The sequence below is a fragment of the Streptomyces chilikensis genome (assembly GCF_001642695.1).
GTDB classification, from domain to species: domain Bacteria; phylum Actinomycetota; class Actinomycetes; order Streptomycetales; family Streptomycetaceae; genus Streptomyces; species Streptomyces chilikensis.
Genome location: NZ_LWCC02000015.1, coordinates 1 through 11614, shown reverse-complemented (window position 1 = coordinate 11614; position 11614 = coordinate 1). Strand labels below are relative to the sequence as shown.

Annotated in this window: 6 protein-coding genes and 1 pseudogene; all 7 read right to left on the bottom strand. The window is 76.4% G+C overall.

Annotation, left to right across the window (positions count from 1 at the left end):
* Positions 1-219 (bottom strand): annotated as a pseudogene (locus A2U95_RS20815) (hypothetical protein); the annotation flags it as partial.
* Entirely contained in the window at positions 216-1523 is a 1308-nt protein-coding gene (locus A2U95_RS20810; protein WP_166025554.1) for a glutamate synthase-related protein, read from the bottom strand. The gene A2U95_RS20810 and the pseudogene A2U95_RS20815, both read right to left, overlap by 4 nt.
* On the bottom strand, positions 1520-2524 hold the full coding sequence (locus A2U95_RS20805; RefSeq protein WP_166025552.1) for an asparagine synthetase A: 1005 nt from the start codon (positions 2522-2524) through the stop codon (positions 1520-1522). Before A2U95_RS20805 ends, A2U95_RS20810 begins: the two co-directional genes overlap by 4 nt.
* Before the next feature lie 76 nt (positions 2525-2600).
* A complete protein-coding gene (locus A2U95_RS20800; protein ID WP_166025550.1) occupies positions 2601-3956 on the bottom strand; it encodes a methylaspartate mutase in 1356 nt (451 codons plus the stop codon).
* Positions 3953-4366 (bottom strand): cobalamin B12-binding domain-containing protein, encoded by a 414-nt coding sequence (locus A2U95_RS20795; RefSeq protein ID WP_166025548.1) that lies wholly within the window; start codon positions 4364-4366, stop codon positions 3953-3955. Before A2U95_RS20795 ends, A2U95_RS20800 begins: the two co-directional genes overlap by 4 nt.
* A 210-nt stretch (positions 4367-4576) precedes the next feature.
* Complete coding sequence (locus tag A2U95_RS20790) at positions 4577-4792, bottom strand: MbtH family protein (RefSeq protein ID WP_166025546.1); 216 nt, start codon at positions 4790-4792, stop codon at positions 4577-4579.
* A partial coding sequence (locus A2U95_RS20785; protein ID WP_166025544.1) for a non-ribosomal peptide synthetase occupies positions 4789-11614 on the bottom strand: 6826 nt, incomplete at its 5' end. The genes A2U95_RS20785 and A2U95_RS20790, both read right to left, overlap by 4 nt.

Sequence of the window (11614 nt, the reverse complement as noted above, 5' to 3'; positions counted from 1 at the left end):
GGGGCCGGGCGCGGCCTGCGCCGGGGCGCGCAGTTCGAGGCGGCCTCCGATGTGGCCGCGGCCGGCCTGGGCGAGGGCCCGTTGCGCGGTGCCGCGGGCCGCGGCGGCGAGGGCGCCGGTGCCCGTGGCGGTGCGCGGGGACGCGGTGACGGTGACGCCGGGGGTCTCGTGGACGGAGAAGCGGACGTGGACGGTTCCGCGGCGGCGGTGCCGGGTCACGGTGTGCCTCCCGGTGCCCCGGTCGTGGCGTCGGCCGGGTGCGCCCGGGCGGCGGTCGCGGCGGGGTCGCCGGGCCACCACAGGTCGTCGGGGTCCAGGCCGGTGACGGCGTACTTGCCGAGTGCGCTGACCAGCAGCCGCAGTTCGAGGGCGATGCTGTCGGCGAGGCGCTCGAGCCCGTGCTCGGGGTCCTCGTCGACGGCGATCAGGGCGGCGCGGCCGAGTCCGACGGCGGTGGCGCCGAGGGCGAGGGCGCGCAGGACGCGGCCGCCTTCCCACATGCCGCCGCTGGCGAGGAGGCATCCGCCGGGGCGGCCGATGCGGCGCAGGCACTCGGCGAGGGGCAGGCCCACCTGGTCGAGGAAGACGCCGGGGGCCCAGCCGGTGCCGCCCTCGGCGCCGTCGACGGTGACGGCGTCGGCGCCGGCGGCCCAGGCGGTGCGGGCCGCGTGCGCGATGTCGCGGCCCGGGTGGAACTTCACCCAGGTGCGGGCCTTGGGGAAGTTGTTGCGCATGAAGCGGAGCTGCTGGCGGAGGATCTCGTCGGTGAAGGTGCCGGGGGTGGCGCAGCGCAGCCGGTGGTCGGCGCCGGGGCCGAAGGCCTCCTGGACGGTGAAGCGGCGGGCGAGCCGCGCGGCCTCCTCGCGTCCGACGACGGTCATGCCGCCGAGGCCGGGTTTGGCGCCCTGGCCGGTCTTCAGTTCGAAGGCGAGGCGGCCGGTCTCCAGGAGGGGGCGGGTGGCGGGGTCGCTGTAGAGGAGGTTCCAGACCTCGGAGTCGGCGTCCTCGGTGGACTGCTGGACGACCACCCCGCCGGTTCCCTCGGGCGCGGCCTCCAGATAGGCCTCGACGCGGGCGAGGAGCGCGGAGCGGGTGGCGCCGTCGGCGCGGCGGTAGCCGTGGACGGGGATCATGTTCTCCCCGATGACCATGGGGATGCCGAGTCGGGCGGCCTGCCGGCTCGCGTGGAGGGCGAGGTCGCCGCTGCCGGCCCGGGTGGAGCCGAAGGCGGACAGGTACAGGGGGAGCCGGGCGGTGAGGCCGCCGGCGCGGGTGGTGAGGTCGACGTCGCCGAACTCGGGTTCGCGGGCGAGGTCGATGAGTTTCTCGAGCCGCTGGGGCATGAAGACGGGCGGGACGACGCGTGCCCGGTCGAGGTCGTCCTGCGGCGGGGCGGCGGCCGGGGAGGGGCCGAAGAGGCGGGCGCCGTAGGCGGCGGGGTCGGGGAAGACCTCGGCGGCGCCGCGGCGGGCGCGGGCGCGGACCCGCTCCTCGGGGAAGCCGGGTGCGGTGAGGGCGCTCACGGGGCCACCGCCCCGGGGAGCTTGGGGTAGGCGCTGACCTGCCAGAGGGCGTCCAGGCCGGTGAGGAAGCGGACCAGGCGCTGCAGTCCCATGCCGAATCCGGCGCTGGCCGGGATGCCGTCGCGGGCCTCCTCGAGGTACCAGGCGTACTTGGCGGGGTTCTCCCCGCTCTCCCGCATGCGGGTGACGATGGTGGCGTAGTCGGCCTCGCGTTCGCTGCCGGAGACGAGCTCGCCGTAGCCGTGGGGGGCGATCAGGTCGAAGTTGCGCAGGACGCCGGGGTTGTCCGGGTCCTCGCGGTCGTAGAAGCCGCGGGACCCCTTGGGGTAGTCGTTGACGAAGAAGGCGCGGTCGCTCTCCAGGGACAGCAGGCGTTCACCGGTCCAGTCGATCTCGCCGTCGGGGTTCTGCGGGTGGCCCGCGGCGAGGAGGTGGCGCACGGCCTCCTCGTGGGTGCGGACGTCGTACTTGCCGCCGCGGATGTCGGCGAAGTCCTCCTCCCTGCGGCCGAGTTCGGTCAGCAGGCCGGGGACGGCGGTCCAGACGTGCTCGGCGACGTGGGTGAGCAGGCCGGCGGCGATCTCCTGGGCGTCCTCGCGGGTCGCGCCGGCGATCTCCACGTCGATCTGGTGGAACTCGACGAGGTGGCGGCCGGTGGTGGCGGTCTCCTCGGGCTCCACGCGGACGTTGGGGGCGATGTAGAAGAGCTTGGGGAAGCCGCGCAGCGACGCCTGCTTGTAGAGGATGGCGCTGGTCATCAGCTTGTAGGGGTGGCCGTAGTAGTCGACGTCCAGGGCCTTGGCGCCGCGGCCCCCGGGGTCGGTGACCGGTCCGACGAGCGGGGGCAGCAGTTCGGTGAAGTCCTCGCCGCGCAGGAAGTCACGGGCGGCCTGGAGGGCTTCCTGCTGGACGAGCATGGCGGCGCGCAGCCGGGGTGAGCGGAGGTGTTCGCCGAGCGGGGGCGGTGTGCCCGGTCCGTCGGTGCGGGCGGTGCGGTCCATGACGGGACTCCTTCACGAGGACGAGGACGAGAACAAGGGCGAGGGCGGGACCGAGGGGCGAGGGCCGGTGCGAGGGCTAGGTCGGGGACGAGGCCGGGGCCGGGCCGAAGGACGGGGCCGGCCGGACGGCGGGGCGGGCGGCCGGTGGACGGCCGTGGCCGTCCTCGGGGCCCGGGTGCGGGAGGTCGTAGCGGCGGGCGACGTGGTGGAGGGCGGCGAGGAGGCCGTCGGCGGTGAGGGGGGCGGCCACCGTGGTGTCGGCGCGGATCGGCATGGCGCCGGTGGCGGCCCAGCGGAGCCGGCCGGCGGGGTCGACCAGGCCGCGGGAGCGGCCGGGGTTGTCGGGGTGGAGGCAGAACGGGACGTCCAGCAGGCCGCGTTCGAAGGCGGCGGGCAGGGAGCGGGACAGGTCCGCATCCAGGTCCAGGACGGTCTCGACCAGGGTCCGGGCCTCCTCGAGCACCTCGCCGCCGTCGCCGTCGGGGCCGGCCGGGGCCGCGGGGGCCCCGGCGAGCGCGGCGGCCGCGGCGGCGGTCTCCAGGGCGCGGACGTTCTCCTCCACGGTGGGGATGCGGTGGGCCTCGGCGGTGGTCTTGACGATCAGCCGGCCGGCCCCGGAGCGCACGGCGAGGCGGGCGGAGGCTTCCAGGAGGCGGGTCGCCCCGTGCGGGGTGCGCGGGTAGACGCCCATGTAGGTGTAGAGGACGACGTGGTGGTCGACGCCGGCGGGCAGGAACTCCGCGGCGAGCCGGCGCAGCGCGCGGACCGCCTCCTCGTCCTGGCCGGGGTGGGTCTGCTGGGCGTAGCTGAGGGAGACGCTGCGGATCCCGTGCTGGACGAAGAACAGGCACTCGAGGACGCTCAGGGCGACGAGCAGGCCGGGCGGGCACAACTGGCCGAGCAGGCAGCCGCCGAAGCTCTCCACGTGCGGGACGGCGCCCGGGCGGGCGGTGCCGGCCAGCAGCTCGCAGGCGCGGGCCCACGCGGCGACGGACCGGCGCAGGGGGGTGCGTCCGTAGGGCAGGCAGTAGGAGACGGGGCCCCCCTCGGTGGCGTCCAGGCCGGCCGCGGTGAGCGCGCGGACGATGGCCTCGGGCCGGGCGGAACCGTGCCGGACCTGGACGGGGAAGCCGTCGTCGAGCAGCCCTTCGAGCAGGGCGCGGGTGACGGCGGCCGGGTGGGTGGCGATCGGGTAGCCGTTGAGGCGGGCCCCGTCGGCGACCGCGGCGCGGGCGGCGGCCAGGTCGCCGACGCGGGTGTAGCTGTCGACGGTGAGGGTGCCCGCGGTGGTGGCGGTGGCGGCCCGCGTCCTCTCCAGGCCGGCCCGCATCCGGCGGGGGTCCGCGAACCCCATCCGGGGCTGGACGACGAGCCGGCCGGCGTCCGCGGAGGCGGCGACGAAGGCGCCGAAGGAGGCGCGGCGGGCGGTCATGCCGGCACCCCGCCGCGGACGCGGACGGCGAGGAAGTCGCGCAGGGCGTCCAGGTCGCCGTCGCCGAGGACCGCGTCGCAGCCGGCCTCCAGCAGGCGGGCCGCCTCCGTCTCCTGCGGGCGGCCGGCGACGCCCAGCTTGCCGCCGATCACCACCGGCAGGGCGGCGAGGGCGGGCTCGGCGCGCAGCCGGCGGACGGCGGCGAGGCCGTCGCGGTAGCCGTGCCCGTTGACGCTGCTGAGCACCACCGCGTCGGGAGCGTGCCGCCGGCAGGCGTCGGCCAGCTCCTCGGCGTCCACGCAGGGGCCGAGCCCGACGACCTCGTGGCCCAGCTCGCCGAGGAAGAGCTGGAGGTACACGAGATTCCAGGTGTGGGAATCCGAAGCGGTTCCGCCCAGAAGTATCTTCATGCCTCAGATAATAGATTTCCCCGGAATGCGGGAGGGGAAGTGGCGGCGGCAGCAGCGACCGGCAGTTTCCCGCACGCCTTTCCTCGCGCGAGGAAATGGGGGAAGCGGTGGACCGGGAAAAGGGAGAAGCGCCGTGTCCCGCGGGAGCTGCGGGGCACGGCGCTTCCTCCGTGTTCAGGCGTACCGGCGGGTCCGGGCCCGCCGGCGGGTTCAGGTGTACTGGGCGACGAGGCTGCGCGGGCGGATGTCGGTCCAGTGGGCGGTGACGTACTCCAAGGCCTCCTCCCGGTTCCCCGGGCCCCAGACGCCGGTCCAGCCGGCCGGCACGTCCGCGAAGGCGGGCCACAGGGAGTGCTGCCCCTCGTCGTTCACGACGACGTGGAAGGTTCCCTCGGAATTGTCGAACGGGTTGACGGAATCGCTCATGACTGGCTCCTCGATTCTTTCTTCTCCAGGGCGGAGAGTTTCTCCGAAATGATTCTTCCGATGTGCGAGAGGGGTTCCGGTTCGGTCATGCGGAGGTGTTCGGATTCCACGGTGTGGTTGTCGACGACGCCTTCGGCGCAGGGAATCCACGTGGCGGCCAGGGCGCCCTCCGGTTCCCCGGGCCTGCGGGCCGTGAAGAACGTCAGGTCCGCGTCGGCGACGCCCGGGACGTACCGCGCCATGAGATCCGCGTGGGTCCTCGAGGCGTGCAGCACGGAATCCAGCTCCGCAGCGGAGAAGCCGGCCAGCACCGGGTCCTCACGGGCGATCCGCTCCCTCGCCGCGGCCGGGTCCTCGCCGCCCGGCGCCGCCCCTTCCGCGCCGGTCGGCTCGTCCGGCAGCACGGACACGCTGCCGGGCCCCGTCAGGTGGGCGTCCATCAGCGCGAGGAGTTCGACGCGTTCGCCCGCCTCGCGCAGCCGCACCGCCATGGCGTGGGCGACGATCCCGCCGAAGGACCAGCCGAGCAGCCGGTAGGGGCCCCAGGGCTGCACCTGCCGGATCCGCTCCAGGTAGTCGTCGGCCATCTCCTCCACGCTGCGCGGCCGGTGTCCCGGCTCGCTCAGCGCGCGGGCCTGCAGCGCGTACAGCGGCTGGTCGTCGCCCAGGTGCCGGGCGAGACCCGCGTAGGACCAGCCGACGCCGGTGCCGGGGTGGACGCAGAACAGCGGGCGGCGGGCGCCGCGGGTGCTCAGGGGCAGCAGCACGCCCAGCGCGCCGGCCGTGCCGTCGTCGTCCGCGCCGAGCAGCCCGGCCGGGGTGGGCTGCCGGAACAGGTCGCGGACGGTGCGCTCGACGCCCAGGACGCTGCGCATCCGGCTGACCAGGCGGACGCCGAGCAGCGAATGACCGCCCAGGGTGAAGAAGTTGTCGTCGATGCCGACCCGCCCGACGCCGAGGACCTCGGCGAACAGGCCGCACAGCACCTCCTCGCGGGCGTTGCGGGGCCGCCGGCCCTCGGCCGCGGGGGCCCGGTGCGGGGCGGGCAGCGCCGCGCGGTCCGGTTTGCCGTTGGCGGTCAGCGGCAGGGCGTCGAGGACGACGACGGCGGACGGCACCAGGTGGTCGGGGAGCGTCCGGCGGACCTGGGCGAGCAGTCCGGCCCCGGTGACGGTGTGTCCGGCGCGCGGCACGACGTAGCCGACGAGGGTCTTCTCGCCGGGCCGGTCCTCGCGGACGACGGCGAGCGCCTGCCCGACCCCGGGACGGCCGGCCAGCGCCTGCTCCACCTCCCCGGGTTCCACGCGCACGCCCCGCAGCTTGACCTGGCCGTCCGCGCGCCCCAGGAAGCGCAGTTCGCCGGCGGGCGTCCACATCACCCGGTCCCCGGTGCGGTACATGCGGCTGCCGTCGGTCTCGAACGGGTCGGGGACGAACCGTTCCGCGGTCAGGCCGGGCCGGCCGACGTAACCGCGGGCGACGTGCGCGCCGGCGATGTACAGCTCGCCCGGCACGCCCGGCGGGACGGGGCGCAGCGCCTCGTCGAGGACGTGGCCGCGGGTGTTGTCCATCGGGTGGCCGAGGTGGACGCCGGCGCCGCGCAGGGTGCGCTGTGCCGGGCCGAACCACTGGTTGTGGGAGGCGAAGGTGGTCTCGGTGGGTCCGTAGGAGTGGACCAGGACGGTGTCCGGGCAGTGGGTGAGGACCCGCTGGAGCGCCGCCGGGGAGACGACGTCGCCGCCGGTCCAGACCTCGTTCAGCAGCCGGAGGGTGTCCAGGCCCTCCTCGGCCATGAGGTGGAACAGGCCCGCGGTGAAGTAGGCGGCGGTGGCGCCGTGCTCGCGGACGGCCCGGGCGGTCTCGGCGAGGTCGGTGCCGTCGCCGGGCATGACGACCAGGCTGCCGCCGTGGAGGAGCGGCACCCAGATCTCGAAGACCGAGGCGTCGAACCCGGTCGCCGAGTGGACCAGCATCCGGTGCGGCGCGCCGGCGGCGACGTCGCGGTCGGCGGCCAGTTCGAGCACGTTGCGGTGGGTCACGCCCACGCCCTTGGGCCGGCCGGTCGAGCCGGAGGTGAACATCACGTACACCAGGTCGTCGCCGGTCGCCCCCGAGGCGTCCGCGGACGTCCCGGCGGGCCCGGGGGCCGGGTCCGCGCCGGCGGGGGCGTCCACGGCCAGCACCCGCCAGGCGCCGGCCGCGTCGGCGCCCGGCATGGCGGCGGCGTGGGCGGTGTCGGTGGCGACGAGCCGGGCCGCGCCGTCCTCGAGCATCAGCCGGAGCCGGGCGGCGGGCAGCCGCGGGTCCAGCGGGAGGTAGGCGGCGCCGCAGCGCAGGACGGCGAGCGCGGTGACCACCAGGGGCACGCCGCGTTCCAGCAGCACGCCGACGGTGTCGCCGCGGCGCACCCCGGCGGCGCGCAGGCGGGCGGCCAGGGCGGCGGCCCGCGCGTCGAGCTCCCGGCGGGTGACCTCCTCGTCACCGGCGATCAGGGCGGGGGCGTCCGGGGCGGTCCGGGCATGACGGGCGATCAGTTCGTGCACCGTGCCCGGGGAGCGGCCGGTGGTGGCGGTGTCGTTGTGCTCGGCCAGCCGGAACCGGTCGGCGTCGGTGAGCAGCGGGACGTCGGCGACGCGGATGCCGGGGTCGGCGGCCGCGGCGCGCAGGATCCGTCCGAGGTGGGCGGCGAGCACGGCGGCGGTCGCGTCGTCGAACAGGTCGGCGGCGTACTCCAGGCCGCCGGCCAGGCCGAGGGGACGGCCCTGCGCGTCGCGCCGCTCGGTCAGGGCGAAGGTCAGGTCGAACTTGGTGGACGTGGTGGACAGCAGTCCCGGCTCGGCGTCCCGGAACAGTCCCTGCCCGCCGCCGGCCGCCGGGCCGCCCGGGGCGTCGTCCTGGTGGAGCTGGACGACGATCTGGGCCAGCGGGTGACGGGCGGCGGAGCGGTCCGGGTTGAGGTGTTCCACGACGCGGTCGAAGGGCAGGTCCTGGTGCGCGTAGGCGGCCAGGTCGGCTTGCCGGACCCGCTCCAGGAGCTCGGCGAAGGTGGGGTCGCCGGAGGTGTCGGTGCGCAGCACCAGGGTGTTGACGAAGAACCCGACGAGGCCGGCGAGGTCCTCGTCGTCGCGTCCGGCGGTCATGGTGGCGAGCGGCAGGTCGGTGCCCGCGCCGTGCCGGGTGAGGAGGGCGGCGAGCGCGGCCTGCAGCACCATGAACAGGGTGGCTCCGGTGCGCCGTGCCAGCTCGTCCAGGGCCCGGTGGGCGGCGGCGTCGAGGACGATCGGGGCATGGCCGCCCCGGTGGGAGGGCTCGGCGGGGCGGGGCCGGGCGGCCGGCAGCTCCAGCACCGGCGGGGCCCCGGCCAGGTTCCGCTCCCAGAACTCCAGGTGGCGCCGGACGGCCGCCCCGTCGGAGACGAGTGCGTGCTGCCAGAGGGCGTAGTCGGCGTACTGGAGGGGCAGCGGCTCCCAGCCGGGGGCGCGGCCCTCGGCGCGGGCGCGGTAGGCGGCGGCGAGGTCGTCGAGGAGGGGGCCGACGGACCAGCCGTCGGCGGCGATGTGATGGACCACCAGGACCAGGAGCTGTCCGCCGTCGTCCTCCTCGATCAGCCAGGCCTTCAGCGGGATCTCGTGGGCCAGGTCGAAGACGTGTCCCGCGGCCTCGGCGACCGCGGCGGCGAGCCGGCCCGGGGCCGCCTTCCGCCGGACGAGGCCGGGGCGGGCGGCGGGCAGGACCTCCTGGTGGGGTTCGCCGTCCGCCGACCGGTAGACGGTGCGCAGCACCTCGTGCCGGTCGGTCAGGTCGGCGAGGGCCCGTTCCAGGACGCCGGCGTCGAGCGGTTCGGCGGGGCGCAGGACGAGGGGGATGTCGTAGGCGGCGCCGGGGCCTTCCGCGACGTCCACGAACCACAGCCGGCGCTGTGCGGAGGACAGCGGGAGGCGTTCGGGGCGGTGCGCGCGGGGGACCGGCCGGGGACGGGACCCCCCGGCGGGGGTCCCGCCGGACCGCGGGCCGGCGGTGGCGGCGATGCGGCGGGCGAGGGCGTCGGGGGAGGGGGCGAGCAGCAGGTCGCGGACGCGGACGTCGGCGCCGAGGCGGGCGCGGATCCGGTTGGCGAGGCGGACGCCGCTCATGGAGTGTCCGCCGATGGTGAAGAAGCCCTCGTGCGGGCCCACGTCCTCGAGGCCGAGGATCTCGGCGAACAGTTCCCGCAGGACGGCGACGTGCCCGGCGGGCGGCTCCCCGCCGTCGTCCGGGTCCGCGCCCGCCGGGCCCGCCGCGTCCGCAACGGCGGCCGCGGTGGCCGCCGCGGCGGTGCGCTCGCGGCGTTCGTCCAGGGCGCGGCGGTCGGCGGGGGCGATCAGCTCGCCGTCGTCCGGGCGGGCGGCGGGGTGACCGGCGGCGGCGCGCAGGGCGCGTTCGAAGGCGGTGAGCAGCAGGCGGACGGTGTCCTCGTCGAGGACGTCGTGCGCGTACTCCAGGCCGATGCGCAGCCCGGCGGGGGCGCCGTCCGGCCCGCGGTGCTCCACGCAGGCGGCGGTCAGGTCGAAGGGGGTGGTGGCCGGGCCGTCGCCGGCGAAGCGGCCGGGGACCGGGCCGAGGGAGAAGGAGGTGTCGGCGGGCGCGGCGGGCGCGAGGGTGAGCATCACCTGGAACAGGGGGTGGACGCCCGGGACGCGGGGCGGGTTGAGGTGCTCGACGAGCAGGTCGAAGGGCACCCGCTGGTGGGCGAAGGCGGCGAGGTCGGCGTCGCGGACCCGTTCGAGGAGTTCGGCGAAGGTCGGGTCGCCGGAGGTGTCGGTGGGCAGCACCAGGGTGTTGACGAAGAATCCGACGAGGGAGTCGAGGGCCTCGTCGTCGCGTCCGGCGACCGGGGTGCCCAGGGCGACGCGCTCGCCGGCGCCCGCCGCGCGCAGGACGAGGGCGAGGGCGGCCTGCAGCACCATCAGGAGACTGGCGTCGTGGTCGGCGGCCAGCCGGGCGAGGCGGGCGTGCGTGGCGGCGTCGACGTCGGCGGTGACCAGGGCGCCCCGCCGGCCGGGAACGGCGGGGCGGGGGCGGTCGAGGGGCAGGCCGGTCACCGCGGGCAGCCCGTCCAGGGCGGCCCGCCAGTGGGCCAGGCCCCGGGAGACGGCGGAGTCCGGGTCCCCGGGGTCGCCGAGGACGTCGTTCTGCCACAGGGTGTAGTCGGCGTACTGGACGGGCAGCGGCTCCCAGCCGGGGGCGCGGTCCCGGGCCCGGTCGGCGTAGGCACGGGCCAGGTCGGTCATCAGCGGGGCGAGGGACCAGCCGTCGCCCGCGACGTGGTGCAGGAGCACGGCGAGGGTCGCGCCGGGGCCGTCCTGCGGCAGGAACAGGGCGACGCGCAGCGGGAGGTCGCGGGAGAGGTCGAAGCTCTCGGCGGTGAACCGGGCCACCCGGGCGGGGAGGTCACCGGCCGGGCACTCCACGGTGCGCAGCCGGACCACGGAGGGGGCCAGCACGTGCTGGTACGGCTCCTCGTCCGGGGTGAGGAACACGGTGCGCAGCACCTCGTGCCGCTCGGCGAGGTCGGTGACGGCGGCGGCCAGCGCGGCCGGGTCGGGCCGGCCGTCCAGTTCGAGGACGATCGGCATGTTGTACGCGGCGGACGGGCCGTCGAGCTGGTCGACCAGCCACAGCCGCCGCTGGGCGTGCGACAGGGGCACCCGGTCCTCGGGGGACAGCGGCTCCTCGTGGACGACCGGCAGCCGCGGGTCGGTGGCGCGCAGCGCCTTGCGGTCGATCTTGCCGGAGCTGGTGCGGGGCAGGGCGACGACGACGGCCACGGCGGCCGGGACGGCGGCGGCCGGCATGCGCTCGCGCACCCAGTCGCGCAGCTCGCCGGCGCCCGCGCCGCCGTCGGTCACGACGAAGGCGACGAGCCGTTTGACGCCGTCGGCCTCCTGCCGGGCGACGACCGCCGCCTCCCGGACCGCGGGGTGGCCGGCGAGGACGGAGTCGACGGCGGCGGGGTCGATGCGCTGCCCACCGATCTTCACCTCGTCGTCGACGCGGCCGTGGTAGAGGATCTGCCCGTCGTCCCCGACCGTGACCAGGTCACCCGTGCGGTAGGCGCGCTCCCCGTCCAGCGTGGTGAAACGGCGGGCGTTCAGCTCGGGGCGGCCGAGGTAGCCGCGGGTCAGTCCGCCGCCGAGCAGCCACAGTTCGCCGTCGACGACGGCGGCGCGGACCCCGGGCAGGGGACGGCCGATGGGGACGGGGCCGCCGTCGTGGTCGGTGAGGTCGGCGACGGTGGCGGCGACCGTCGCCTCGGTGGGCCCGTAGCTGTTGAGGAGGCGGACCCGGCCGCCGGTCAGGTCGCGCCACTGGGCGACCCGTTCCGGCAGGGCGGCCTCGCCGAAGGTGCCCACCAGGCGCAGGCAGCCGGGCAGCCGCGCGGAGCCGGTGGACAGCACGTGGACCAGCTCGTGCCAGTAGGCGGCGGGCAGGTCCACCAGGGTGACGCCGTGGCGGGCGCATCCGGTGAGGAACTCGCCGACGTCCAGCATGTCGTCGGTGCGCAGCACCAGGGTGGCGCCCGCGCCGAGGGCGCTGAAGACCTCCTGGACGCTGGCGTCGAAGTGCAGCGGGCTGAACTGGAGGACCCGGTCGTCGGGACCGATGCCGTAGGCGGGGATGACGCCGGCCGTGAAGTGGGCGAGGGAGTCGTGGGCGACGACGACGCCGTTGGGGGTGCCGGTGGACCCGGAGGTGTAGATGACGTAGGCGGCGTCCGCGTCGACGCCGGGACCGGGGAGGACGAGTTCGCCGTGCCGGGCGACGTCGGCGGGCGGGGGCGCG

Bases quoted from the DNA above. Each gene is read 5' to 3' on its own strand.
- A2U95_RS20805 (WP_166025552.1), bottom strand. From the start codon at position 2,524: ATGGACCGCACCGCCCGCACCGACGGACCGGGCACACCGCCCCCGCTC.
- A2U95_RS20800 (WP_166025550.1), bottom strand. From the start codon at position 3,956: ATGACCGCCCGCCGCGCCTCCTTCGGCGCCTTCGTCGCCGCCTCCGCG.
- A2U95_RS20795 (WP_166025548.1), bottom strand. From the start codon at position 4,366: ATGAAGATACTTCTGGGCGGAACCGCTTCGGATTCCCACACCTGGAAT.
- A2U95_RS20790 (WP_166025546.1), bottom strand. From the start codon at position 4,792: ATGAGCGATTCCGTCAACCCGTTCGACAATTCCGAGGGAACCTTCCAC.